Here is a 24,548-nt window from a genome sequence, read left to right on the forward strand (position 1 = left end):
GTTTCCTGCCGAAAAGGCGCGGCGGAATAGGCGAGCCATTGGTACCGCTTGCGCCCAGGTGCGATGCGTATCGTGCTGGGCGGGAGCGGAACTCTTCCAGCCTTGGCCCGGCTGTGCAGCCGGGCCGACGCCCTTCTGAATTCAATTTATCGCCGGCGTCGCGGCTAACAGACGAAACCGTTATTTAGTCTGGTCCTCCCTGCCTTGGTGATCTCGCCTTTACAGATTCCAATCCTGGACGCTAAGCCAGCAGCGGCCACTCGCTGCTGTCCAATCAACAAGCCCCAAACATCAGGTCGCGGTTATATACAAAAAAGCCGGCCACCTTTCGGCAGCCGGCCAGTGCAAACAAGGAAGGGAACGTTGCACTGATGGGGCAGTGCACCGTCCGAAGCGGCAACTCTCATCATACTTCCCCACCGTTGCGCCTCCGCAAAAGGCTGAGCATGACGTAACGGCACTTTTAAATTAGCGCAAGCGAATATTAGCTGCCTAGTCCCTTCACATCGGCTCTGGTCGCCTCCCCTTGCTGCCGGCGCCTTGCGATACCGGCAGCGCGATATGCTAGGATGGGCGCATGCCTGCTCATGACCGGGCGGCCGCTGTTAATGACTTGAGCTTGACATGGCAGAAGGCTGCAACCGTCAAGTTTCCCAAGTCGTGGTGGCGATGAACGATCGCGTCGAGGATCGCTTACCAAGCGGCGTTTACTAAGTTCCGCTGGTGCAGCCCTGCGCGATCACACCATAACCACGTGATGACAAATCAGCCATGTGTGTGGCGCGGCGGGCTTGTTCCGCTTGTGGCCGGCGCCTACCCACCCGGGTTCCCCAACCATGGCGTCGGCCATTTTCGTTCTCTCAGCTATTATAGGCCTTTGCTATCGGCCTATGTGTCGGCTTTGGATGGCGAGATCGCGGTTAGATCACCTCGTTCGTTTGGATGTTTCGCTGGCGTTGGGAGGAGGCGCATATGTTCGCCAGCCGGCGGATACCACACCGCCCCACCGGTCAGGCCCAGCGCGCCCGCTGCAAAGTCCCGCAGGCGGCTGCTGGGCCGCTGGCGGGCAGCGGCTACTTGCTGATGATCCAATCCACCAAGCCAGTTTCGATCAGCTCGCACCCAGTGAAATCGCGCACCAGGGTCTTGGCTAAATCACGTTATTGACACTCAGGCGTACCCGTTTCCCCTACTAGGGCTCGGAATGCAGAGCGGAAAACGTCGGCTTGAAACGCGGAGACGGCAACAGTAGACGGGTCGGCATCTTCCCAGCCTCGCGCCATGTCGTGACGACGTTGACGAAGGCGCTTCAGAAGCTCGCGTGAGGCTCGGATGGCCCTGCGCGATTGATCCATGTCCCAGCGAAATGTGGCGGGTTCCGCCATGGACTTCTGGCGCATGAGCAGGTGGCCGTAGTGGCCGATCGAGCGATATCTATGGGCGTTGCAACCATCGCAGCCTCCCAGAAAAGGCAATGGCAAACGACACATTAATAAGCTCGCCGAAACTCTCTCTGCAATGAAAAGAGTTGTGAATTTGACCAACCCGCACCTTCAGTGATGCCGGGCCGCTACTATCCTCGCTCATGTTCTGTCATCGCAATGAAGGACGACATCTCCGAGCACCCGTAGCACACCTGTTGCATGGAAAAAGCTGTAGGCGTTTATAGGTGCCCGGGCACTCCGCCATTTGTCTGCGTTGTGGAGCGGGACAAAGCAGGTTTCCTCACTCAGGCCGCCTACCGTGAAGCGGGGCACAAGCCCGACTTCGACGCATTGCCTTGGGAAGCTGAATACAGGGCCGCCAACTCAACCAAGCCGGCCGCATCCTAGCTGGCAACCAGGGGCACCGTGACGGTCGTGGCGTAATTTATCGGATACTGGTCGAAATACGGGAAAGCGATGACGAAGGCATAGCTGGCGGTCAGATGCGCCATCTTGAAACCGCCGCTGGCAGGGTCGGTCGCGATCGTCACAATGACGTTCTTCAGACCCAGGTTCACCAATTTCTGCGTGGCGATGGCCTGGATGTCGCTCTGCGAAAGCGTGTTGTTCAGCTGCAGCGCCCGGGAAGAGGTTTCCAGTGTATAGCGGACGGTCGACACGGCATTCATGGCCCAGCCGAAGGCGAAGATTCCGAACAAAAGCATCACCAGGAAAGGCGCGATCAAGGCGAATTCCAGCCCGGCTGCGCCGGAGCAGTCACGGCGCCACCTGGATCCGATCCTTTCAGCGGACACGGATCACCTGCTGATGACTGATCGCGCGCGGGTCCGGGAAGACACCGAAGTTAAACGGGGGCACCCAGGTGCCCGTCGCCGTTATCTGGACGAAGACGGTCGGCAGCTTCGTTCCGCCGCAAATGGTGGTCGCATCCACGACCGTGGCGCCGCACAAATAGGAGCGGACCAGTACGACCGCGGCGTCCTCGGGCTTGTCGTTCCAGCTCGAAAGCGCGACCGCCTGCGTTCCGGTGTCATTGGACGCGCCGGCCATTACGAGATTGGCCGCGGTTTTGACGCCCGCGCGCATCTGCAGGTAACTCGTTACGTAGGACCAGCCGTCGGCGATGCCGAGGCAGACGAGGCACAGGATGGGCAGCAACATGGAAAACTCGACGGCAGCTATCCCGGATTTGTCCAGGACAATGCGCAAGGTCCGCCCACCCATCCCGCTACTCGACGAGCTGAACGGATTGCGTCGCCGGAATGTTCTTCATCCCGAGGCTGGTGCAGTCCTGCTTGATGGTCGTACTGCCGGACCACTGGATGGTGTCGGCGACGACCTGAGTGCAGCCGCCGTTCCCGGAGAAGTTGCCAATGTAGTTGACCTGCTGCCTGGGGAAATAGATGGCGCCGGTCAAAAGCGAGGCCGCGGTGCCGTTGAAGGTGCTCTGCGCCGCGGTCCCGGTCCTGTCGCCGTAGAACAGCACGCCGGAATAGGTTCCGGATGTCGGCGCGCTCAGCGTCACCTTGGCGTTGCCGTTCATGCTGACGGTGTTGCTGCCGGCCATGAAGATGATCGGATGACGCCACGATTTATGCGAAACCACTGTCCTGGCCGACCGAACCGGCGGCTGGCTGGTCCGGGCCGGAATGAACCGGGGCAATGCCCGGCTCAACGGCTACGCTCTCGATCAAGTGCAACTGGTCCCGGAAGATCGCGCCGTGGAGGTCGGTTTCGGCGGCGCAGTTTTACTGCCGCAATTTCTCCGTGAGGCAGCATTCGTTTGCGGGGTTGACCGCTCGCAGATGTCGTGAACGCTGCCTGCCGCCGGTTCGCCGATGCAGTGCGCGCCGGACGAGCCGAGTTCCGAGTCGGGCTAGTCGAGGACTTGCCCTTGCCGGATAGCACATTCGACAAGGCTCTCAGCGTCCACACAGTGTACTTCTGGCAAAGCCTTAGAGCTGGATCCGCAGAGCTCGCTCGCGTCCTCAAACCAGGCGGTCGCGTCGTGCTTGGCTTCCTTCCGAAGGCGCATATGGACAGGATGAACATGCCGGCCGACATTTTTACACCTCGCGAGCCGGATGAGGTCATTGCTGCCTTGCGAGATGCAGGGCTCAGCGACCCTGAAGTGCGGAGACCGAGCACGGAAACCGCATGGCTCGTTGTGACAGGCACGCGAAGATAAGTTTCGGCGCCTGGAAGCGGAAAAGCCCGCCGCCGAAGCCAACTGGCTTTGTTGCAGGGGTTTGCCTAGGCTCCTCTGGGTTCAACACTGGGTGCCAATTGCGCCGTCACTGCGCTGAGACGCCCACGTTTGGTCAGTACTGGCTTGCTGTATTCTTTCTTCACTGCAGTCCCTCTCTAGCGAATTTCGGCAAAGCGCCTTGGGCCTAAAGGTTCTCACTCATCGGTGCAGGTTGATGGCGTGCACACAGCCGTTACGGCCGAGAGCTTCTCGCGCTTCTTAGTTCCGGCTTCTGATAAGGCTTCTTCATGCAGGGTTCCCCACGTTTGTCCCTCAATGCGAAAATGCGGTGCGCCGACCACGATTGTCAACCGGAAACACTGAAGTAGCGGCCGAGCGACGCCAGGGGCCGGCACGCGCGGTCAGGGCGGCGTGCGCAGCGTGGATGCTGCAATTGCCTGGCCGGTTGCCATGGCCTGCTAACGAGCGCACACTGCTGCGGTCGCCTCGAAAAATCAAAAACAAACAGGCACGAGGCGCTTGGGAGCGATCATCAGGCTTTCGCCCGACCAGGGAGAAGGCCCATGCCCACACCGGCACAGAGCCGGCTCATGTATTTTATGGGCCAACTCGTTCACAACGAGAGCATCGTTTCCAAGCAGGATATTATCGTCGGCTTACTGGATCACGAAGGCAGTCCGACGGCCGACGCCGACGAATTGCTGGCGAACTTGCATCGATCACTGCAACAGGCCCGACAGAGCTTGCACGAGGCGCAAGAGATCTATGGAGTCAGAAATGCGGAGTAGCGAAAAAACAAAACTCGCATACACAGCCGCAGAGTTCGCCGAAAAACACGGTTTGACCGTGAAGGCAGCCGAAATCATCCTGTCCGTGAACGGCTCCTCACGTGTCGCTTGCGATGCAGCAGCACGCGCATTCAAAGAAGCGGTTGCGCACCGAGAACACAGCAATGACGGCGAATGAGGCCCGCGCCTGCTTCCGAGGCTGCGCGGGCCGACCATGACGAGTGGAGAGGACATCTTGGTCACCGGCAGGAATCGCTGAAGAACGAGCCGGGTGTGACCGAACAGCCTCAGAGCGAGGTTGTTCCCGACTGACGCAAAAAAGCCCGCCAGCATGAGCCGGTGGGCCAAGTAATGGGTCGCTGTCCAAATGAACGCGTTAGGTGTCTTCAGATGGATTTTGGTCGAGAAGCCGCCGCGCGTCAGGCGCAACAAATCGGGCGCCGATTGAACGCCCTGCGGACGCAGGAACGCCTTCGTCTCGCGGGCGCTCCGCGTAAGCAAATCTTCGCCGCCGAGAAGCTCAATCGTCTCGGTCCAACCGTCGTCTGCAAGCAATTCGTGTGTCATCCTTATCGCCTATGCCCTTTTGCCCCTACCGCCGAGACATGAGCGCGCACCACGGAGCTGTCGAACATCTGCACCAGGTGCGCCGACGACGAGAGCGCAGCGAGATGATCAAAGAACGTTTCGAACACGCCCGCCTTGCTCAGCCGGTCGAAGCGTTTCCAAACGCTGTTCCATTTGCCGAAACGCTCCGGCAGCGCTCGCCATGTAATGTTGTGGACTGAGAATAGTGCAGAGCCTCCACGAATAGCAGGTCGTCCCGACCCTTGGCTCCGCGCCGTGGCAGCGATCCGCGGAACACCTCCAGCGCCGCCGACCAATCCATCTCCGTCATCTTCGTAGACATTGCCGACCTCCAGAATCAGTCGGCAATCTATGAATCACACCGGATTCCTCTCAAACCAATCCCCGTGTCGTTGCGCCCACCGCGGCTAGGGATGAAGTCCCAGACGCTTAACGGAAGAAGCGGCGAAATCGATGAACTCCCTGACCCGTGCGGGCACGAACTTCTGTGCCGGATAAGCAAAGAATAGGCCGGTAAACGGTGAACGCAGTTCGGGGAGTACCCGCACCAGATCGAGCTGATGGGCGAGATAGCCTGGAAGAAAGCTGATGCCCAATCCCATCGCCACGAGCGCCCTCACCGTTAGCAGATCATCGCAGGCGAGCCCCCTGTCAGGTCAACACCGATCTTCCGGTCGCCCGCCAGCATCGGCAGCGGTCGCGCCCATGCCTTGCTGAGGGCGATGAGATCGTGATGTTCGAGTTGCTCCAGTGAGACAGGTGTGCCCCGGCGGTCGAGGTAGGCCTGGGAAGCAAACAGTCCTGAAGGACCCGTCACGAAAGCGCGTGAGATCAGGCTGGAATGCGCAACGGGCCGACGCGCACGGCGAGGTCGATGCCGTCGGCGACGAGATCGGCAACGCGGTCGGTGACGACGAGATCAACGGCAACCGCCGGATAAGCCTTACGGAAGGCTGCAATAACAGGCGGTGGAAGCGTCTGCGCGATATCCACTGACGCCGTCAGCCGAACATATCTCGTCGATGCGCATTCCCGGATTATGCAGAAAACGGGATGCTCATCCCAGTCATCTTATATTTTCCGGGCAATGCATTTGCGCGATGATTTCGCTTGTGGAAATCGCCAGCAGGGGAGCGGAGGCCATGAACGATCAATCAATCAATCCCAATGACGCCGCCAGCGTCGTCGAAAAATATGCCATCAACCCGCGCGTTCGGGTCGGTCACGTCCATCTCAACGTCGCCGACATCGAGCGATCGCTAGCCTTTTATTGCGGTGCCCTCGGGTTCGGCGTCACCATGTCGCTAAGCGAGGAGGCTGCCTTTCTCGCGGCGGGCGGATATCACCATCATCTGGCGCTCACTAACTGGAAAAGCCGCGGCGGTGCCGCGCCCCCGATTGGCACGACGGGCCTACACCATGTCGCCTTTCTCTATCCGACACGGGCGGCGTTGGCGGCTGCGCTGCGCCGCCTGCGAGCAGCAGGGGTGACGCTCACCGGCGCGAATGACCATGGCGGCTCGGAGGCGATCTATGTGCGCGATCCCCGGCAACGGGGTAGAACTCTATTGGGATCGCCCGGAAGCGGAATGGCCGCGCAACCCGGACGGCGCGCTGAAACTGGTCAGCAATCCGCTCGACGTGGACAATCTCGCCCGCGAGGGGGCATCAGACTGCTAAGCCGGCCACCGCCATGGCGGGCTGCGTTCGGAGGACTGCTGCGACAGTGCTAGCCATTCACCGAGCCACGGAGCCGGTTGGCTGCGAGCGGAGGGCAACCGTTCGGCTGGCGGGCTTCGCCACCCCAGGTATTAAAGTGTACGCTTCGAGAAGACCGTCGGCAAACTCAAGCGCTTAAAATGCATCGCAATACCCTGCGGGAAGAGAAGCGAAGCTTCGCATCCGAGCTTATAGGACTTGACCGGCGGCTAGCCAGACGACGGCCCTGTCCCGTTCCTTTGGATGAACTGCGCCTTGTGGCCGGTGATGTTCTCGATCGCCTTCAAAAGGGGTCGATGGACCTCACAGAGCTTGGCATGCTCGCCGTGGTACGCACAGCGACCCGAATATGCTCTTGTGCAGCGCTTCGGCTGCCGCCAGGAAGCGCTCGATTTCAGCCCGGGAAAGCTGTTCGGAAGGTTTGGTTCTGGCCATTGGTGCTTGCGCAATTACTAATTTAGTGAAACCTTACGTTCTTCTGGGGAGTAGACGTGAGACCGGTCGGTCCAGCTATGGGGCGGCATTGAACATGATGTTTTTTCCGCGATTACTGATTGGGATGTTTGCCACGTCGACCGTGGTAGCGACCTGGATTTACCTAGCAACCGATTCGTTCTGGAAGTCCCTTGCATGGACCTTGCTGATTTTTATCATCTTTCAGGTTGCATATTTCCTATTTTCATTCGCGCTTTTCGACAAGCTTTGGTTGAAAAGAACCGAAGAAATACCGAACCCTGCCGAGCCTACCTGTCGAGACGGCGGTGTCTCATCTGAAGGGCGCTCGATGACGCTTTGAGGGAGACCGCCAGACACGAGAGCATGCGATCATGCTAATCTTTGCGAACCATGCGAAAGAAGGAAAGCCGTGGCAGCGCCAACAATCATCGAAAAGCGCGCTGGCGCTGGATGTCGCCACGGAGATCGTCGTTAGGGTGCGGACCGACGACGCCGAAGCCGAGGAGGGCGAGCGGGGTCTAAGGAGGAAACACAGATGGCTGCCTATCTGATAGCGGATGTAGACGTAAAAGACGCTGCCTTGTTCGAGGAATATCGGCGGGACGTTCCCGCTACCGAAGAGCGGTACGGTGGGCGGTACCTGGGCCGCGGTGGCGCCACCAAGGTTTTGGAAGGTGATTGGGATCCACACCGACTGGTCATTGTCGAATTCCCCGACATGGCGTCATTGATGGGCTGGTATAATTCGCCGGAATACGCCCGGCTGATCGAGATCCGCAAACGTTCCGCTAACACCAGGATCATCGCTTTAGAAGGGATTGCAACGCCTGCGGCGTGACCCATAAGCGCGGCCAGCGGACCCGACGACAGTTGGGCATCCTCAGCGTCATTTCTTCCTCACGGCGAGATGCCGGAGCAGCAAGACCACTTAGTACCGTCTATGATCAATTTGCCGCTGCGCCGGCGAGCGAGCAAAAAACGCGGGAACAGGTGTCTCGTGACCGCCGTGTTATCCCGATCATCCGAAGACGTTCGCTCTGGTGCGGGACGACTTCAAGTTCTTTTTCAAGGGTGTTCGGAGGTTGGCCCACGGCTGAAGGGCTGCACAACCAAGGGCGACGATCAGGCTCTCCACCTTCAGACACATCGTGATAACCTGTCGGCCATGAAATCGGTGGCTTGAGAGAAACGTGGGCGGGCCCCAGGAGACTAATTTCTGCCCATGGGGAAGGCGATGTCCGCGCTAGCCGGAATGTCAGCTACCGAAGATCCGCCGCGTGAAGGCTGCCAGTCCGCTAACGGCCGCCCCAAAGCTGCCGGTCAAGACAAGGTCGCGTTGGAACCGATCCTTCGCATCCCCCGTTATCGAATGGAAGGGACATTACTTGCCATTAGGAGATGAAGAATGAAACGGCTTCTTTTTGCCACTGCCATGATGGCTCTTTCCAGCGGGCTTGCGTTGGCGGGGACGACAGGGACAACAGGGACGACGTCGAGTGGCTCCTCCACTACCACAACAATGCCGACGACAGATAACACCACGGATTCGACCACAACGAAGTCGATCAATTCGAACTCAGCGAAGGACTGTGCGCCGGGCCAGCAGAGTGGCAGTGCCAAGCAGGCCGCTCCTGGTCAACAGGATGACACCAGTGCCCAGTCCGCAGCCCCTGGACAGATGAAAACGACTGCCGAAGGTTGCTAATTGTGCCGGGAGAGGCCGGTTTGCACCGGCCGGAATGGATGCCTCCCGCTGCCGACCGGCGGCAACGGACCGGCCCGCGCCCTTCGATCAGCGCGGGCCCTTTTTCTGAAAGAACCTCCCTTAATCGTCCAACGAGCCTGCAGCCTTCTCTTGGGCGAGCCGGAATGCATAGTTGGTTGCGATGTGATTGTTGAAAGCGGCCCTTGGCGAAGGCAGATTTGAACGCGACAAACGCATCAAGCGGCACGTCCAGGATTATTGCTTCTCCCCTGGCTCAAAACCAGAGCGAGAGAACCCTGGTCCTGGTCAATAGTCGAACTTGCGCATCGAGGTCGACGGCATGGTGCGTTAAGAAACCAGCGTGAGCCGCGGCCAACCGGGTATGGACCGCCCTACAGGCTGAACTGTATTCGAAGATGTGGCCGGGCGTAGAATGACGTCGCGTTCCGCCGCTTCGCGCGCCGCCCTGGTGGGAGTTTTCGCGTGGACGGTGTGGGTGGCCGTCACGGCATCGCCTGCCATCTCCTCAACACGGTATTTCGGCACTTTTGTTCATACGCGTCGGTGGCGACTGTTCATACGCGTCGTAGCGACTCCGCTTGTTGTGGGGTCGCCCCTCAAAGAGGAGAATAAGGTTGCCAGCTCGGGTCGCCCTGCCGCCGGGGGTGTGACCCGGCGGCTTGCACGTTCGACTAGCATCGCTTCAGCTGTGACGGGTCTTACGGTGTTGGCGCAGGAGCCTGCTTGGCAGCCATCTCGTCGATCTTCTCGGCAAGCACGCCGTTGGCCCATTCGGTGACCTCGGCGTCGACCGGCTTGTTGGCCATATCGGCGAGCGCGTCATCCAGTGATGGGACGGCGGCAGCAGCATCGGCCGCCGCTATATTGGCGGCATCGAGCGCCGCCTGCGCTGCGTCAATCTGCTCCTGGGTCGGGACTTGGTCGGCCGGAGTATTCGGGTCGTTCAATTTGGCGTTCAACGCGTCGACTTCGGCTTGGGCTGCATCTACCGCGGCTTGGGCACCCTTGGCGGCCGCCGACGCTGTCACATAAGCCTGAATGCCAGCGAATTTCTTGCTCTTGGAGTTCATATAAGCGTTGATGTTGCGCTGCAGCGAGTTCAGCCGGCCAAGCTTGGCGTGAATGTTCTTGTCCTTGGGCGTCGCGGCGACCTCAATGTCGTCGACGGCGACCTGGTCGTCGGCCGAGGCCTTCTTTCCGGCGTGAGCCGATGCCGACTTGCCGTGCGAAGCGCTGTTGCCGGACTTCCCGCCGCTGTTGCCGGACTTGCCGCTATTGCCGTGACCACCGCCATTGCCGTGACCACCACCATTGCCGTGACCACCACCGTTGCCGTGACCACCACCGTTTCCACCCGCGCCAGCGAAAGCAGGAGCGGTCACTAGCGCAAGCGCGGCAAGCGCTGCCAACAGCGTTTTTCGGGATGTCATGGTACCTCCTCAGGCGAATAGCCACCTCGACGATTCGTTATAGAGCGGCTTATAAGAGTTTCCTAATCCGACTGAATGAACTTTAGATAAATGCTTGTTGCAATGAGCGACTGACGACTGCGAAGCTCTTTGTAACCGTCTGAATTTTAACAAAAAATTCGGAGTCGCAGACCCTATCGGCCTTTTGCGCGACTGAAGTCCCATACCGATCGGACCTTGGTCGGGCGATGCACAACTGCGGAATGCTTGCGGCATTTCGGAGTATGGCGTCACCGTGTGGCTGTGACTGCGCATTGGTAGACAACTCGCCGGGCGAAGACCCCAACTACCTCGAGCCCGGCGAGCCTTACACCTGATCAGAGTACGCGATCACGACCGGGGATCAGCCGGCGAAAGATGTGGGTGCAATATGGGTGCCAAACTATTCGTCCCAAATTGGGACCATGCTGCGGCCTGCAAGCTGCGCTTAGGTCTCATAAAAGGCTTAGGCGTTCGCATCGGAAATGGCGATAGCTGGTTAGATCGCTTCCTTCCTCCGTTTGTACGATTTGTTGGCATTGGCAGTCCTGCGCATATTGTTTGCCGGACGGCGCTGAGTCTCACCGGTCGAGCCCAGCGGCCCGCCAGCGGCAAAGTGTCCCCCCGCGACAAGGTCTGCTGGGCCGTCCTAGCGCCGATCTGCTCCGGCAATGGCCGCGTGAATGCCCGCTCGGCTCCAGCAACAGCTTCATCCTTGGTTGCGACGGTTCCGCGCGCGCCGCCGTCATCGAGCGTATCTTACTCGCCTAACCCGGATCGTGCCGCGTCCGCTTTCCGGGACGCACGGATCTATGCTCAATACCTAATGTCAGGCGCGTACCTGAATTGGTCCTCGAGCCGAGATAGCGCGTTAGTCCATACCCGACATTGCGATGTCCAGAAATCGACCGTTTCGCGAACAGCGATGACTACTCGGAGCTGCTATCTCGTTTGCGCCACGAACTGTCCCCTGCCCTCAATGCTTCCAACGTCTCATTTGGGGGCCGATAACGGACTGACAGCTTCGAGCGTCGAGCCGTTGGGTTAGACCCTGACGCCGATGCGTGCGCCGACGGAATGTTCCAACAGTCAACAACGCCGAGCTAAGCGTCGAGCAAAACCGTCCCTCGCGGGCGGCTGCAACATGCCAGGACATAGCCGGCAGATTTCTCTTTAGCATTCAGTCCGCCTAAATCGTCCATGGTAACCTCGCCGGATAGTTTGGCTATTCGGCACGTTCCGCAAACGCCCTGCTGGCAGGCGGTTGGGATGTAGATGCCACAGTTCCGCGCCGCGTCCAGCAGGGTCTCTCCGGGCGCGCAGCGATGCTCCACACCCGAGCGGACAAAACGGACCGAAGACGAAATCGCCAAGCCCAATTCCGACCGAGAACCATTGCTGCCTCCGAAACTCTCCTCGTGATACTGCGCCGGCGGGAAGCCTATTGCATCAAGGCAGGCGCGTGCCGTCTTCATGTACCCTTCGGGCCCACAGGCAAAAACAGTGCGCTTGTGAAGATCGGGAACCAGGCTCAGCAGCATCCGACCATCAATTCGGCCGGTTGAACCCGTCCAAGCGGGACCTCCCTGGCCGCAAACCAAAGTCACTTGAACATTGGGAAAGCGAGCGGCAAGTGCTTCCAGTTCCGCTCGGAAGATGATGTCGCCTGGGGTTTTCGCGCTGTGAATGAAGCGGATCTCCCTGTCGTCTGCGCGGTCTGTAAGCGCACGCAGCATTGACATGGTCGGAGTCACGCCGCTCCCGCCCGAAAGGAAAACAGGTTTCTCCGACCGCAATTTATCCAGATTGAACGAACCGAGCGGCCCTTCGATCTCGATCTCGCTGCCCGGCGTCAAATGGTCATGGATCCAGTTGGACGTGAGCCCGCCCTGCGTTCGCTTCACGGTGATCTGAAGATCAAGCGGTCGCGTCGGCGGTGACGATACCGAGTAGGCGCGCGTTATTGTGGCGCCGTTGATCCTGAGGTGCACGAGAACATACTGGCCCGCGCTGAAGCAGAACATCCGACCAGCGGCAGATGTGAGAACAAATGTTTTCACATCGTGCGTCTCGTCTATCACGCGACGGCAGAGCACTATATCTCGCGTCTTTTGTGCCCATCGCCGCTGACGCATGGTGGGCACGACATCTGAGGCTTGGATGGAGGCGTATGCATTCATCGTGCGGCTCGGCGTTAGGTCGAGCGAACATGCCAGTTCTTACCCCGCTGAACAGCAATATTATTCCAGCGTTATGATCGGGAATATCGATTAAACCTCCAGCGACATAACGGCGAGATGGAGAGCACGGATGCCTTTGCGAATGATCGGTTCGTGTTTGCGGCGTGCCAGTATCGCCGTATGGACTGGCTGGTGCAAGGTCGGCGCTCCTTCGACCAGGAACGATGGAAGCTCACCGGTAAACCTGCGCGCATCATCGCTGCGCATGTAGCAAGTGCCGCCCGTTCGCCGGAGCATGATCTCCGCCAGAGCTTCCGATCCAGTCGAAAGTCGGCAGATCGCCAATTGAGCCAGCATCTCTGCGTGCGTTTTCTCCAGCACGACGGTGTAGCCTGGGCGGATGTAGGTGTCGGGATCGACGTCCGACAGGTTTCTGGCGGCAGTCGAAACCATTACATATTCCTCGACCATCAGGTGCTCGTATGCGATCTCAGGCAAGTAGCGGGGGGCATAAAGCACCGCGATATCCAGGTTTCCCATGCTGAGGTCGCTGACCATCTGGTTCGAATAATCCGACTCGACATGGATTGAGGACTTCGGAAGTGCTTGGCACAGGGTTTCGACCCACCCGGGCAGGACTGAGCGGGTCATGCCCACTTGGGCGGCAACGCGCAAGGTGCCTTCGAAACGGTTGAAGGCCCGGACATCGTGGCGAGCCTGCGACCAAGTGGATACCAGAGATCTTGCGTAGGCTTCGAACCGGCGCCCTGCGGCAGTCGGCTCTGCCCCGGCGCGTCCGCGTTGGAACAGTTCAGATCCGATTGCGCTCTCCAGGTTCTTGATGCGGGTGCTGATTGTCGATTGGGTTAAGCCCAACCGATCTGCGGTGCGATTGAAATTTCTCGATTCGATGATGTCGAGAAAGGTTTCGATGTGATCAAGCTGCATGGAAATCCCAATCGAAAAATTCGATCATGTTCCTGCCTACCATAAGCTTGATCAAACAATACTCAAGGGGGAAGCTGCACCAGATCATCGGCCGGCGCACCGCCGGGACGGGCCACGGAGCGGAACAAAGTGTTCATAGTTGATTGCGACTGTCACAATTACTGGTCAAGCGCCACCGTGTTGACGCCATACCTTTCCGGCTTGTGGAAAGACATGTTCACCGAGGGCGAGAAAACAGGTCCAGTCGGCGCATTTCCGCATGGCCATCGCCCCTGGTTTCATCCCCAAGACTTCTCCCGCAAGGACGTCCGTCCGAAGACGGAAGCCGACAATTATCTCATCATGAAAGAGAAGCACCTCGACAAGTACAAAGTCGACGTGGCGATCCTCACCGGCGATGAGCCGATCGAGGCGTCGACCCTCGCCAATCCTTACTATGCCAGCGCCCTGGTCAGCGCCTACAATGACTATCAGATCAACCAATGGCTGCCGAAAGACGATCGTTTCATGGGTTCGATCATCATCGCACCACAGGATCCGAAGCTCGCTGCCGCCGAGATACGCCGTCTGGGCAGTCATCCGCGTATGGTCCAGGTTCTCGCTTCCCAAGGGTCCGTCAAGCCGTATGGAGACCCGTTCTACCATCCGATCTACGAAGCTTGCGCTGAAGTAGGGTTGCCGTTCGCCATACATCTGGGCGGGCATGGCGGCGTGAATTCAACTGCCATTGCGCCTGCGCCCACGACATTCTTCTGGGAAACGCATGCCATTTTGCACATGTCCGCGATGTCGCACGTGGCAAGCATGATCGCCCATGGCGTCTTCGAGAAGTGGCCGGACCTCTACTTCGTGATCATCGAGTGCGGTGTCGCCTGGGTTCCGTCGGTCCTGTGGCGCCTGGATGCCGACTACAAAGCGCTGCGTAAAGAGACGCCATGGCTGAAGATGCTGCCATCGGAATATTGCCGGCGCAACATCCGCTTTTCCACGCAGCCGCTGGAGCAACCTGCAAACATCCAACATCTCTGGTCCACGCTCGAAGCGATGGACGGGGAAAACACGCTGATGTTTGCGTCGGACTATCCGCACTGGGATTACGACGATGCCAACACGCTGCAAATCCCTCCTGCGTGGAAAAGCAAGATCATGGGACTGAATGCGCTGGACGTCTACAAACGCATCCCCCGTGCGCAAGCCGCGAATGCTGCCTGAGGAAGCATACGATGCCCGAGAAGACATATATCTGCCGCGTCGACGAGATCGAAACAGGATCTCCGTTTATCGCCAAGATCCGCAGCCTTTCGGTCGGGATTTTCCGCATCGGAGATTCATTCCACGCGCTGCTGAATGTCTGTCCGCACCGCGGCGCTCCACTTTGCGAGGGACCGCAATGCGGGACAACCGCGCCCGTTGAACAAGCGCAATTCATCTATCATCGCGAAAACGAGATCGTTCGATGCGCCTGGCATGGCTGGGAATTCGACATCAAGTCAGGTGAAGCCTTGGTCGATCCGTCCATTCGCGCTCGCACATTTCCAGTCACCGTCGAAGCCGGCAGCATCTATGTGACGGCCTGATTGGCCCAAAAGGCGATTGGGATGGAAAAATTCGAAGAAAGATGGCCGCCGCAGCCAAACTAGCAGATTTGTTCGCAGGTGCTTGAAGAAAATAACGCGGAGAACTCCGCAATGGGAGAGTCAAATGTCAGAATCTGAATACAAGCTTGGTATCGCGCAAAGCCTGATCGGTGGCGGCAAAGTCTCCCGCCGCGACTTCATTCATCTTGGGATAGCCGCAGGCCTGACGGTCGCCGCCGCCGACACGCTCTTCGTCGCCACGGCGCGTGCCGAACCGATGCACGGCGGCTTCGCCAAGCTCGGCATGGCTCACGGCGCGACGACGGATTCAATCGATCCGGCCGGCTACCCCGATACGTTCACACAAACCGCGTTTTCGGGCTCGCTATCCAACAGCCTCACTGAGGTCGACGCCAAAGGCAATGTCCAACCGGACCTCGCCGAGAGCTTCGAATCTTCGGATGGGGCCAAGACCTGGGCCTTCAAGCTGCGCAAAGGCGCAACCTTCCACAACGGCAAGACTGTGACGGCGGATGACGTCGTGACCTCATTGCAATATCACATGGGCAAGGACACAAAATCGGCGGCGAAGTCGCTGTTGGAGTCCGTCGCCGGGATCAAGGTGGACGGCCCGGAAACGGTGGTCTTCACGCTCAAGAGCGGCAACGCCGATTTCCCTTACATCATGAGTGACTACCATCTGGTCATCATGCCGGCCAAGGACGGCAAGGCGGACTGGGCTTCAGGGGTTCGCACCGGCGCTTTCGTCCTTGAGAATTTCCAGCCCGGCGTTTCGGCGAAACTCAAGCGCAATCCAAACTACTTCAAGAACGGCAAGCCCTATCTCGACGAGGTGGAATTCATCGCCATCACAGATCTTGCCGCTCGCATGGCGGCCTTGTCGACGGGCGAGGTGGACTATATCGGCCGCGCCGACCTCAAGACCCTCGGCATGTTGAAACGCAATCCGAAGGTGGAAATCGTCGAGGTCACTGGCTACGGACATTATACCTTGCCGATGAATGTCGCGATGGCGCCGTTTGATAATCCAGACGTGCGAATGGCATTGAAATGGGCGATCAATCGCCAAGAAATCGTCGACAAGATCTTTCTCGGCCACGCCACCGTGGCTAACGACAACCCGATCGCGCCAGCGATCAAATTCGCCAAGGATCCGCAACCGCAACACAACTTCGATCCGGAAAAAGCCAAGCACTACCTGAAAAAGGCCGGAATGGAGAACCTGAAGGTGGATCTCTCGGTCGCCGATGCCGCTTTTGCAGGCGCGGTGGATGCGGCTTCGCTCATTCGCGAGACGGCAGCCCAATGCGGCATCGACGTCAATGTCGTGCGCGAGGCCGAGGACGCTTATTGGGACAATATCTGGCTCAAGAAACCCTGGTGCGCATCCTATTGGAGCGGTCGAGCGACGGCCGACTGGATGTTCACGCAAGCCTTCGCCGCGGGCTCCAGCTGGAATGAGTCGTTCTGGAAAAATCCCCATTTCAACGAATTGCTTGTTAAGGCGCGGGCCGAGACGGACGAGGCCAAGCGAGCGGGGATGTATGCCGAGATGCAGCAACTAACCCACGACGATGGCGGCAGCATCGTGCTGGTCTTCAACAATTTCGTCAGCGCCCAATCCAAAAAGCTCGCACATGGCGAAGTGGCGCCCAACTGGGAGAACGATGGACTGAAAATGGCCGAACGCTGGTGGATCGCCACGGCATGAAAAGGCGGCCGGGGCCACGATGGTTGTGAGGCTCCGGTCGGCTTGCTCCGAGTGCAGGACTGCCGCCCAAAGGGAGACGGCACTCACATGAACCCCGTCGCAAGAACGGTTCTGCAGCGCCTTGGCCTCGGCCTGGTCACTTTGTTCATCGTGTCCATCATCATCTTCTCTGCCATCGCGATGCTTCCGGGCGACTTCGCCAAGGCCACGCTCGGGCAGTCGGCGACGCCCGAAACGGTCGCCGCCTTTCAGCGGGAAATCGGCATCGATCGTCCGCCTGTCGAGCGCTATTTCGTCTGGGTCGCGCAAATGCTTCACGGCGACTTCGGCTCTTCGTTCGCGAGCCGCACCGGATATCGGCGTACCGTGGCCGAGATCATCGCGCCACGCCTCTACAACACGATGTTTCTTGCAGCGGTGACCGCGCTGATAGCGGTTCCGCTGGCGCTCGGGCTTGGCATTCTCGCCGCGCTGTACCGCAACGGCTGGTTCGACCGGCTGGTGAATGCCGTGACACTGACAACTATTTCGTTCCCGGAGTTTTTCGTCGCCTATATGCTCGCCTACCTGGTGATCTCGCGCGACACGTTCATTGGATCCGATTTCGCTCAATCCCTGCCCCATTGGCTCAGTATCTCACTGAACTGGGCACTCAATGCGGTTCCCAAATTTCCGACATTGTCGAATGTGAACGATCAGACCCCATTTTGGGAGCACCTCTGGAAGGTGGCGCTGCCGGCAATCACCCTTACACTTGTGATCGTGGCCCACATGATGCGCATGACCCGAGCGGCCATCATCAACATGCTCGCAAGCCCCTACATCGATATGGCGCGCCTCAAGGGAATGTCCCCGATGGTGATCGTGCTGAGGCATGCCCTGCCCAATGCCTGGGCTCCAATCGTCACTGTCGTGGCGTTCAATATGGCATATCTCATAGTCGGAGTGGTCGTGGTCGAGGTCGTTTTCGTCTATCCCGGGATCGGCCAACTGATGGTTGATGCGGTAAAATCCAGGGATGTTCCGGTTGTCCAGGCCTGTGCCCTGATTTTCGCCGCGACCTACATCCTTCTCAACCTGCTGGCCGACATTATTTCCATCGCCACCAACCCCAGGCTCTTGCACCCACGATGACCAGATCCCAATCTATCGCGGCGGTTCAGAGGCTGAGGCGCTCGCGTGCCAGCCGGGCGACAACAGCGCTGAAGAAGGCACCGCTTAGTGCATGGTTCGGCATCGTGGTGATCGTTGGCTACGTCCTTGTTGCGGTCTTCGCGCACTGGATAGCCCCATATGGCGAGACGCAGGTCTTCAGCGAAGCCTTCGCGCCGTGGAATCAGGAATTCAAATTGGGAACCGACCAGCTCGGCCGCGACATGCTCACCCGCTTGATCTACGGTGCGCGCAACACCATCGCTATCGCGGTCGCGACTACATTGCTCTCCTTCGCGGTAGGCGTGTCGCTCGGCCTCCTTGCCGCATTGTATAGGGGGTGGCTCGACCAGATCTTGTCGCGTGCGGTGGACGTGCTGATGTCGATCCCGAGTCTGATCTTCGCGCTGGTGCTTCTGTCGATCTTCGGCTCGTCGATCACCAGCCTGATTGTTATCATTGCGCTTCTCGATTCCACCCGTGTCTTTCGGCTTTCTCGCGCCGTTGGGCTTAACGTGGCCGTGATGGAATATGTCGAGGTGGCGCGATTGCGCGGCGAGGGACCGAGATGGATCATCGCCAATGAAATCCTTCCCAATGTCATGCCTCCACTGGTCGCCGAGTTCGGCTTGCGATTCTGCTTCGTGTTCCTGACAGTCGCGGCGCTGTCGTTCCTCGGAGTCGGTATTCAGCCGCCGACGGCCGATTGGGGATCAATGGTGCGCGAGAACGCAACCCTGATCACTTACGGCGATGTCACGCCGCTGCTTCCGGCCGGCGCGATAGCTCTTCTTACCGTATCCGTAAATTTCGTTGTGGACTGGTACCTGCACGCAACAAGCGGGTTGCGGGATGAAAAATAGCGATCCAGGCTCACGCGAAAAAGGAAAGGATCTACTGCAAATCCGCAATCTGCATGTGGAGGGATCCTCGGACGAACAGTGGCATCCCATCGTCCGCGGGATCGATCTTACGCTGAAGCGGGGGGAGGTTCTTGGCCTAATCGGCGAGTCAGGCGCCGGCAAGTCCACCATTGGCCTTGCCGCAATGGGCTATGCCAAACCGGGCTGCCGGATCACACAGGGCTCGGTCCTGTTCGACGGGATTGATCTCCTGGCAGTCAATGAAAAGGGGCGCCGTCGTCTCCGGGGCTCCCGCATTGCCTATGTCGCGCAAAGCGCGGCGGCCTCCTTCAATCCGGCACATCGACTTTTGGAACAAACCATCGAAACCGCGGTGGCGCATGGAATCGTCAGCCGGGAAGAGGCGAACCGGAGCGCCGTGGATCTTTATCGGCGTCTTCAGCTCCCAGAACCCGAGAGCATAGGCTTTCGCTATCCTCATCAGGTCTCAGGCGGGCAGTTGCAACGGGCCATGACAGCGATGGCAATGGCTTGTCGACCGGACCTCATAATATTCGACGAGCCAACAACGGCGCTCGATGTGACCACGCAGGTTGAAGTCCTTGCCTCCATTCGCAACATCGTTGAGGAATTCAGTACTGCTGCAATCTACGTAACGCATGACCTGGCGGTGGTGGCGCAAATGGCGGATCGCATTATGGTTCTGCGACACGGAGTTACCGTGGAGGTGGCTGACACACGCCAGATGCTGGCCTCGCCCAGCCAGGAATATACGAGGACGCTCTGGGCAGTCCGCAAGCTCGCCAAGCCCGAAGTTCCAGCCGATGACTATCTCTTGACGATAGACAACGTCACCGCGGCTTATGCCGGAGGGGTCAAGGTGCTCCAGGATGTCTCCATCAAGGTTCCGCGCGGAAGAACAGTCGCTGTGGTCGGCGAATCCGGTTCTGGGAAATCGACGCTCGCTCGAGTCGTTACCGGACTCTTGCCGCCAAGTTCGGGTTCGATTTCTTTCGCAGGCCAGCTCCTTTCCAAGAGCCTGAAGGCGCGGCCCAAGGAGGTCCTGCGTCGCGTCCAGATGATTTATCAAATGCCCGACAACGCCCTTAATCCGCGCCAAACGGTCGAAGAAGTCCTAGATCGGCCACTCGAATTCTACCTCGGCCTCAAAGGCGCGCAGAGAGATCGCCGGATAAGCGAACTTATGCACATGGTCGAGATGAGCGAGGATTTTCTGGAACGTCTACCTGGCGAGCTATCAGGTGGCCAAAAACAACGCGTCTGCATTGCGCGGGCATTGGCTGCCGAACCGGAGCTTATCATCTGCGACGAGATCACATCCGCGCTCGACCAAATTGTGCAGGAGGAGATCCTCAAGCTTCTGATGCGCCTACAGCGTGAACTCGGGATGAGCTACATCTTCATTACCCATGACATTGCCACGGTGCGCGCGATAGCAGACGAGATTGTCGTCATGCACGGCGGCAAAGTCGTCGAGCAGGGATTGAAGAGCGTGGTTCTCACACCTCCGTATGCCGCTTACACCGAACGGCTTTTGTCCTCTGTTCCCGAAATGGATCCTGACTGGCTGACAAGATTGCTGGCCAGTCGGAAAATCTGACAGGTTGCAAGGTGGTCAGGAATTAAGTCCCCGTCCGCCCATCTTCCACGTGCTTTGAAGGGCATGATCGAGCTCCACGCGCAGCGATCAGCGCGACTATTATGCACGCCTTCTGGAACCGTCTATCGCTGATCCAGGACCATCAGGCTAGGTTTGACGCTGAGGCGTATCGGAAATACGTTCGCGCACGGCATGCTCGGTCTTGTCTGCTGTGGACTTCACGATCTCGCCGAGCTGATCGGCTATCGTGTCTGCTTCCATATCTTGCCGGCCAGCTTCCTGCTTGATGGTCTCATAGGCGTCGGCGGCGACCTGCTTGGCCTCATCGAGGCCCCTGTCGAGCAAAGTTTCGGCGGAATCGCGAAGCTTGTCGCCATAGGCGCCCAGTTGCTCGTCCTCCGTTGCGGTATGGGGCAGAATTGCACCTATAGCGGCGCCGATGGCGAGACCGACGGCCGCTACGGCCAAGGGTTGATCCTCCAACAGATCTTGCGCGGAGCGGCTGGCTTTCGCCGCCATGTCCCCAGTCGTCGAGCTTGCATTGGCAGCGCTTCCCGTCAGACCCGCCGCAGCGGCTCTTGCGGTGCTCGATATGGTGTCGCCGACGCTGGCAGCGCTCGAGGAGAGCGATTCCGCGGCGTCGGAGAGCGTGCCGCCCAAGCCGCCGCGCTCCCCTGCTACATCATGTCGTCCCGGCGCTGAAGGCAATGGATAGCCAGCCGAACGGTGGGCGGTGTTTGAGGTACCGCTGCCGAACATCAGCCAGGCCAGACCTGCGCCCACCATGGTGACCGGCAAAGGATTGTCTCGGACCTGCGTTCTGAGATTGCTGAGCATGGCCGCGCTCTCCCCTCCCGAGAACAGCCCGGTGAACTCATCCAGCAATTGTCCAGGCGTCATCTTGCCTCGAATGGATTCGGCGGTCTCCATCACCCGAGCGCGAGCAGCCTCGGCCTCGCGTTCAAGTTCGGCTGCGGATTTCTCGTTCATCTCACCTGTTCCTTAATCGCGCTCGCGTCGCGCTTGAGCTGTCCCTGGGTCCGGTCGGGGGTAAGTTCCGAAGGCGCCATGCTGGCCGTCCCGGTCCGCAGCAGGATGACGCCGAGGACCGCCACGACCACACCGACCAGCAGGGAAGACCACCCCGCGCCAAGCCCTGCCCGCGTCAGCGCGATAATGAGCGCCTGCAGCAACACCAAGAGCGCGGCGAGCAGGCAAATCGCGCCGCCCAGCACTTCCGCGGCACCTGCTCCGGCTTTGGTAAGCTTTTCAGAGAGCTCGGCCCGAAACAGCCTCGCCTCGGTTTGCACCAGAGTGGTTACATTCTGGGCCAAATCGGTGACTAGCCCGGCAAGGCTGGGATTGTCCTGGTTGTTCATCTGTCCTGCTCCGCGATCTGCGTGGCGCCATCATCGCCGACCACGCCAAAATCTTGTGGACGATCAGCGGACCAACCCTGTGGCTGATCGGTGTGTGATCTGAGGCCTCCCGGAGCGGCCTCAGAATCGGGCGTTGCCGGCGGAGAAGCCTTGATGAACCGCCCGAGAGCCAATCCGGCCAACACCGATCCCGCAAGCAGGACACCGGGATTTTGCCGGCCGAAGGACTGCACGTCATCAAGGACTTGGCTAAAGGGCTTCTGTTTCAAGGACGATGAAAGCCGCTCAAGGCCACTGGCAGCATCCAAAGCGAATTTCGATGCGTTCCTTTCATCGTTGCTGGCAAGGTGATCGCTGGCCGCTCGCAGTGCACCACCCAACGCCGCCAAGCTCGATCCGATGTCGCGCTGCGCCTCCTCCGCCTTGTCGGAGATGACCTGCGTGGCTTCAGATGCATAGTCGCCAGCCTTACGGGTCACCTCGTCCCGCGCGTCGTGAAGCAACTCGCTGGCACGCTCATTTTCCTGGCGAAGTCTGTCGGAGACGTCGCTTTTCGCCTTGTCGAAATCGGTGGGCTGTCCGCCCTGATCGTTCTCATGCTGCATGAGGCCACCTAGTGAAAACCGAGGAAGGAGAGGACCGCGAGCACGACGACGATAAGGCCGATAAGATAGATGACACTGTTCATGTGCACGTCCTCCGTAGCTTTCCAACTTCGACGAACCTGCGATGTTCCGTAAGTGAGAGCATTTATCTCAGCCGAAACGAAGAGCTTCGTCAGGCACGCACCCAGTCACCAGTGAGTTGCCCTGTCCCTCGTGCGGAGCGCCAGTTGCTCCGTACGAACGGGTGCGCCCGACATGGTTGACGCGATCCCAAAGAAAACCGGAAGAGCGGACTTGGATCGCTTGACCTGGGCAAATATGATCCTGACGCCTTGCAGAGGGACTGGATGGAAATCGGTCGGGTCGAGCGCAAGCTCTCGGCGATCCTTGCGGCTGACCTCGCCGGGTACAGTCAACTGATGGGCGCTGACGAAGAAGGTGCCCTCGAGCGCTTGAACAGCCATCAACGTGACCACCTCGATCCCTGTATTGCCACGCATCGCGGCAAGATCGTCGGCGACATCATCGAACAGGACGGTCACGTCTTGGGCGCGGGGGTCAACATCGCCGCGCGTCTGGAGAGGATCGCCGAGCCTGGCAGGATCTGCGTTTCCGAACGCGTGCAGGAACATGCAGCGGGAAAGATCGGCCTGCGCTTCGAGGACTCGTGACAGTCCGGCGGAGTGCCCAGAATTTTGCCTGGTATCGTCGCGCCTCATCCATTCGGCCCAGCTGAGCATTTGCCGCGAACATAACAGCCTGAGGGCTGGGCGTTTGGCGACGCCCGCTTTTGGTGAATGGACTGAACCGGGGAACCGACTGTCATGAGGCGCGAAGCCGCCGTTCGCGTCGTGAAAGACATACCTCCACATCGGTGAGATTGTGGAATAGCGGTGACCAACCTGGACTAAGATCTAGGGTCAAAGGGGGCGCTCACGAGCCGCCTAATCGATAGACCGGGATGCCGAGCTTGCGGGCCTTGTCGGCGAGGTTCTCCTGAATGCCGGTGCCGGGAAAGATGATGACGCCGATCGGCATGACCGCCAACATCTGGTCGTTGCGCTTAAAGGGAGCGGCCTTGGCGTGTCTGCTCCAGTCGGGCTTGAAGGCGACCTGCGGCACCTTGCGATGATCGGCCCAGCGGGCGGCGATCTTTTCAGCGCCTTTGCGTGATCCGCCGTGCATCAGCACCATGTCGGGGTGCTTGGCGCGGATTTGGTCGAGCTTTGCCCAGATCATCTCGTGATCGGCGGTATCGCCGCCGGAGAAGGCGATCTTGGGGCCGGCCGGCAACATGACCTCGGTTTCCGCGCGCCGCCTGGCCGCGAGGAAGTCGCGGCTATCGATCATTGCGGCGGTGAGATGGTGGTGGTTTACCATCGACCCCGTGCGCGGTCGCCAGGCAGAACCGGTGTACTGATCGTAGTGTTCGGCGGCCTGGTCACGCATGAGCTCGAAGGCGCCCCGCCGTTCGATCATGGTCTGGCCCTGGGCGGTGAGTGTCTCGAGTTCAACCGCCTTGATCTCGCTGCCATCCTGTTCGCGCTGCAGACAGCGCTGGGCCTGCTCGTTGTCTTCCAGTTGCCGCTCGATCCGTTGTACAGCTCGGTGGAAGACATTGGTGAGGGACCAGAGCAAGTCATCGAGGTCGGGTTCGAGGCGCGTGTCAGCCAGGGTGACGATGAGGGCGTCAAAGATGTCGGCCACGGCTCCGGCCACTTGGTCGCCACCGGGGAGCGGTCGCGGATCGGGCTCGTCCGCAAATGGTCGCCAGCCATAGAGCTGGAGTTCGGTGAGGATGTGATCGGTCGCAGAAGCGGCGTGGTGCGGTTCAGTGTCGTCGTGCTCTCTCATGGGGATGCTCCCGTCGGTTTGACCGCGACCCTCGCGGCCTTCATGGCGACGAGAGCCCACGGGCGGGACGGTCCGACACCCGCAGCGATGCGGAGGGCCGGAGCGCAGCGGAGGATGCCGGCGGTCGGCTATTTTGCCTCGCGATGGAAAGGCGTCGCGCCCGATCGCTGCCATTCGCGACCAGTCGCGCGCGCCGGAAAATAGTCGGCCGCCGCCATTGCCTGGCCGGCCAGTTCGTGGGCCGATCGCCCTCTCGAA

At 59.5% G+C, this 24,548-nt stretch carries 24 protein-coding genes and 2 pseudogenes; 11 read left to right on the forward strand and 15 right to left on the reverse strand.

Annotated elements, in window-relative coordinates; genetic code table 11:
• Positions 1-1,828: 1,828 nt before the first annotated feature.
• Genes NL532_RS20690 through NL532_RS20700 form a run of 3 tightly spaced genes read right to left on the reverse strand, consistent with a single transcriptional unit; the run spans position 1,829 to position 3,051 of the window.
• Positions 1,829-2,239: a TadE/TadG family type IV pilus assembly protein gene (locus NL532_RS20690; protein WP_023708223.1), complete on the reverse strand. Its 411-nt coding sequence runs from the start codon at positions 2,237-2,239 to the stop codon at positions 1,829-1,831.
• Positions 2,229-2,654: a TadE/TadG family type IV pilus assembly protein gene (locus tag NL532_RS20695; RefSeq protein ID WP_245260130.1), complete on the reverse strand. Its 426-nt coding sequence runs from the start codon at positions 2,652-2,654 to the stop codon at positions 2,229-2,231. The genes NL532_RS20690 and NL532_RS20695 overlap by 11 nt, the downstream gene beginning before the upstream one ends.
• Before the next feature lie 19 nt (positions 2,655-2,673).
• Complete coding sequence (locus NL532_RS20700) at positions 2,674-3,051, reverse strand: hypothetical protein (RefSeq protein WP_031203615.1); 378 nt, start codon at positions 3,049-3,051, stop codon at positions 2,674-2,676.
• Positions 3,052-3,255: 204 nt separating this feature from the next.
• Here NL532_RS20700 and NL532_RS32245 point away from each other — a divergent pair, with 204 nt between their 5' ends.
• A complete protein-coding gene (locus NL532_RS32245) occupies positions 3,256-3,633 on the forward strand; it encodes a class I SAM-dependent methyltransferase (RefSeq protein WP_023734843.1) in 378 nt (125 codons plus the stop codon).
• Between the two features lie 740 nt (positions 3,634-4,373).
• Here NL532_RS32245 and NL532_RS20705 read toward each other — a convergent pair.
• The 4 genes and pseudogenes from NL532_RS20705 to NL532_RS20715 all read right to left on the reverse strand — a co-directional run bounded on the left by NL532_RS20705 (position 4,374) and on the right by NL532_RS20715 (position 6,071).
• Positions 4,374-5,009 carry a hypothetical protein gene (locus NL532_RS20705; RefSeq protein WP_023830212.1) on the reverse strand — a complete coding sequence of 212 codons (636 nt, stop codon included), beginning with the start codon at positions 5,007-5,009 and terminating at the stop codon, positions 4,374-4,376.
• A 2-nt stretch (positions 5,010-5,011) separates the two neighbouring features.
• Entirely contained in the window at positions 5,012-5,326 is a 315-nt protein-coding gene (locus tag NL532_RS32250) for a transposase (protein ID WP_196813902.1), read from the reverse strand.
• 111 nt (positions 5,327-5,437) lie between these two features.
• Positions 5,438-5,674 (reverse strand): annotated as a pseudogene (locus tag NL532_RS20710) (LysR substrate-binding domain-containing protein); the annotation flags it as partial.
• A 187-nt stretch (positions 5,675-5,861) separates the two neighbouring features.
• Entirely contained in the window at positions 5,862-6,071 is a 210-nt protein-coding gene (locus tag NL532_RS20715) for a LysR substrate-binding domain-containing protein (protein WP_081731109.1), read from the reverse strand.
• A gap of 101 nt (positions 6,072-6,172) precedes the next feature.
• On the opposite strand from NL532_RS20715, the pseudogene NL532_RS20720 reads away from it, so the two are divergent.
• From NL532_RS20720 to NL532_RS20735, 3 genes and pseudogenes are all read left to right on the forward strand, one after another.
• Positions 6,173-6,710 (forward strand): annotated as a pseudogene (locus NL532_RS20720) (VOC family protein).
• Positions 6,711-7,104: 394 nt separating this feature from the next.
• A complete protein-coding gene (locus NL532_RS20730; RefSeq protein WP_245260903.1) occupies positions 7,105-7,545 on the forward strand; it encodes an exopolysaccharide production repressor protein in 441 nt (146 codons plus the stop codon).
• A gap of 195 nt (positions 7,546-7,740) precedes the next feature.
• On the forward strand, positions 7,741-8,043 hold the full coding sequence (locus tag NL532_RS20735) for a DUF1330 domain-containing protein (RefSeq protein WP_023670645.1): 303 nt from the start codon (positions 7,741-7,743) through the stop codon (positions 8,041-8,043).
• 524 nt (positions 8,044-8,567) lie between these two features.
• On the opposite strand, the gene NL532_RS20740 is transcribed toward NL532_RS20735, so the two are convergent.
• The 4 genes from NL532_RS20740 to NL532_RS20755 all read right to left on the reverse strand — a co-directional run bounded on the left by NL532_RS20740 (position 8,568) and on the right by NL532_RS20755 (position 13,507).
• Positions 8,568-8,825: a hypothetical protein gene (locus NL532_RS20740; protein ID WP_155923890.1), complete on the reverse strand. Its 258-nt coding sequence runs from the start codon at positions 8,823-8,825 to the stop codon at positions 8,568-8,570.
• A gap of 804 nt (positions 8,826-9,629) precedes the next feature.
• Entirely contained in the window at positions 9,630-10,361 is a 732-nt protein-coding gene (locus tag NL532_RS20745; RefSeq protein WP_023830216.1) for a hypothetical protein, read from the reverse strand.
• A 1,121-nt stretch (positions 10,362-11,482) separates the two neighbouring features.
• A complete protein-coding gene (locus NL532_RS20750) occupies positions 11,483-12,439 on the reverse strand; it encodes an FAD-binding oxidoreductase (protein WP_196813903.1) in 957 nt (318 codons plus the stop codon).
• A gap of 210 nt (positions 12,440-12,649) precedes the next feature.
• Positions 12,650-13,507, reverse strand: coding sequence for a LysR family transcriptional regulator (locus tag NL532_RS20755; protein WP_023673822.1), 858 nt, complete (start codon positions 13,505-13,507; stop codon positions 12,650-12,652).
• 129 nt (positions 13,508-13,636) lie between these two features.
• Between NL532_RS20755 and NL532_RS20760 the strand changes: the two genes are divergently transcribed.
• From NL532_RS20760 to NL532_RS20785, 6 genes are all read left to right on the forward strand, one after another.
• A complete protein-coding gene (locus NL532_RS20760) occupies positions 13,637-14,719 on the forward strand; it encodes an amidohydrolase family protein (protein WP_031203622.1) in 1,083 nt (360 codons plus the stop codon).
• Between the two features lie 11 nt (positions 14,720-14,730).
• Positions 14,731-15,084, forward strand: a complete 354-nt coding sequence (locus NL532_RS20765; protein ID WP_023673824.1) for a Rieske (2Fe-2S) protein — start codon at positions 14,731-14,733, stop codon at positions 15,082-15,084.
• 124 nt (positions 15,085-15,208) lie between these two features.
• Positions 15,209-16,816 carry an ABC transporter substrate-binding protein gene (locus tag NL532_RS20770; protein ID WP_023830218.1) on the forward strand — a complete coding sequence of 536 codons (1,608 nt, stop codon included), beginning with the start codon at positions 15,209-15,211 and terminating at the stop codon, positions 16,814-16,816.
• Positions 16,817-16,903: 87 nt separating this feature from the next.
• Positions 16,904-17,950, forward strand: a complete 1,047-nt coding sequence (locus NL532_RS20775; protein ID WP_023830219.1) for an ABC transporter permease — start codon at positions 16,904-16,906, stop codon at positions 17,948-17,950.
• Positions 17,947-18,831, forward strand: coding sequence for an ABC transporter permease (locus tag NL532_RS20780; RefSeq protein WP_023673827.1), 885 nt, complete (start codon positions 17,947-17,949; stop codon positions 18,829-18,831). The genes NL532_RS20775 and NL532_RS20780 overlap by 4 nt, the downstream gene beginning before the upstream one ends.
• Entirely contained in the window at positions 18,821-20,452 is a 1,632-nt protein-coding gene (locus NL532_RS20785) for an ABC transporter ATP-binding protein (protein WP_031203625.1), read from the forward strand. The genes NL532_RS20780 and NL532_RS20785 overlap by 11 nt, the downstream gene beginning before the upstream one ends.
• A 147-nt stretch (positions 20,453-20,599) precedes the next feature.
• Here the strand turns inward: NL532_RS20785 and NL532_RS20790 are convergent, their stop codons facing one another.
• The 3 genes from NL532_RS20790 to NL532_RS20800 are packed head-to-tail and all read right to left on the reverse strand — an operon-like array spanning position 20,600 to position 22,436.
• Complete coding sequence (locus NL532_RS20790) at positions 20,600-21,382, reverse strand: hypothetical protein (protein WP_245270441.1); 783 nt, start codon at positions 21,380-21,382, stop codon at positions 20,600-20,602.
• 56 nt (positions 21,383-21,438) lie between these two features.
• Complete coding sequence (locus NL532_RS20795; protein ID WP_023693628.1) at positions 21,439-21,831, reverse strand: phage holin family protein; 393 nt, start codon at positions 21,829-21,831, stop codon at positions 21,439-21,441.
• A complete protein-coding gene (locus NL532_RS20800; RefSeq protein WP_023696785.1) occupies positions 21,828-22,436 on the reverse strand; it encodes a hypothetical protein in 609 nt (202 codons plus the stop codon). The genes NL532_RS20795 and NL532_RS20800 overlap by 4 nt, the downstream gene beginning before the upstream one ends.
• Before the next feature lie 347 nt (positions 22,437-22,783).
• Here NL532_RS20800 and NL532_RS20805 point away from each other — a divergent pair, with 347 nt between their 5' ends.
• On the forward strand, positions 22,784-23,107 hold the full coding sequence (locus NL532_RS20805) for a nucleotidyl cyclase domain-containing protein (RefSeq protein WP_023690440.1): 324 nt from the start codon (positions 22,784-22,786) through the stop codon (positions 23,105-23,107).
• Between the two features lie 262 nt (positions 23,108-23,369).
• On the opposite strand, the gene NL532_RS20810 is transcribed toward NL532_RS20805, so the two are convergent.
• Positions 23,370-24,290 carry a DUF2493 domain-containing protein gene (locus NL532_RS20810; protein ID WP_023690439.1) on the reverse strand — a complete coding sequence of 307 codons (921 nt, stop codon included), beginning with the start codon at positions 24,288-24,290 and terminating at the stop codon, positions 23,370-23,372.
• Between the last annotated feature and the right edge of the window lie 258 nt (positions 24,291-24,548).

The sequence above is a fragment of the Mesorhizobium sp. C120A genome (assembly GCF_030323105.1).
Taxonomy (GTDB): Bacteria; Pseudomonadota; Alphaproteobacteria; order Rhizobiales; family Rhizobiaceae; genus Mesorhizobium.

What these genes read in the sequence shown, in the direction of transcription:
- NL532_RS20775 (WP_023830219.1), top strand. Translation starts at nt 16,904, where the DNA reads ATGAACCCCGTCGCAAGAACGGTTCTGCAGCGCCTTGGCCTCGGCCTG.
- NL532_RS20770 (WP_023830218.1), top strand. Translation starts at nt 15,209, where the DNA reads ATGTCAGAATCTGAATACAAGCTTGGTATCGCGCAAAGCCTGATCGGT.
- NL532_RS20790 (WP_245270441.1), bottom strand. Translation starts at nt 21,382, where the DNA reads ATGGAGACCGCCGAATCCATTCGAGGCAAGATGACGCCTGGACAATTG.
- NL532_RS20765 (WP_023673824.1), top strand. Translation starts at nt 14,731, where the DNA reads ATGCCCGAGAAGACATATATCTGCCGCGTCGACGAGATCGAAACAGGA.
- NL532_RS20705 (WP_023830212.1), bottom strand. Translation starts at nt 5,009, where the DNA reads ATGACACACGAATTGCTTGCAGACGACGGTTGGACCGAGACGATTGAG.
- NL532_RS20780 (WP_023673827.1), top strand. Translation starts at nt 17,947, where the DNA reads ATGACCAGATCCCAATCTATCGCGGCGGTTCAGAGGCTGAGGCGCTCG.
- NL532_RS20755 (WP_023673822.1), bottom strand. Translation starts at nt 13,507, where the DNA reads ATGCAGCTTGATCACATCGAAACCTTTCTCGACATCATCGAATCGAGA.
- NL532_RS20745 (WP_023830216.1), bottom strand. Translation starts at nt 10,361, where the DNA reads ATGACATCCCGAAAAACGCTGTTGGCAGCGCTTGCCGCGCTTGCGCTA.
- NL532_RS20785 (WP_031203625.1), top strand. Translation starts at nt 18,821, where the DNA reads ATGAAAAATAGCGATCCAGGCTCACGCGAAAAAGGAAAGGATCTACTG.
- NL532_RS20795 (WP_023693628.1), bottom strand. Translation starts at nt 21,831, where the DNA reads ATGAACAACCAGGACAATCCCAGCCTTGCCGGGCTAGTCACCGATTTG.
- NL532_RS20735 (WP_023670645.1), top strand. Translation starts at nt 7,741, where the DNA reads ATGGCTGCCTATCTGATAGCGGATGTAGACGTAAAAGACGCTGCCTTG.
- NL532_RS20805 (WP_023690440.1), top strand. Translation starts at nt 22,784, where the DNA reads ATGGAAATCGGTCGGGTCGAGCGCAAGCTCTCGGCGATCCTTGCGGCT.
- NL532_RS20800 (WP_023696785.1), bottom strand. Translation starts at nt 22,436, where the DNA reads ATGCAGCATGAGAACGATCAGGGCGGACAGCCCACCGATTTCGACAAG.
- NL532_RS20810 (WP_023690439.1), bottom strand. Translation starts at nt 24,290, where the DNA reads ATGAGAGAGCACGACGACACTGAACCGCACCACGCCGCTTCTGCGACC.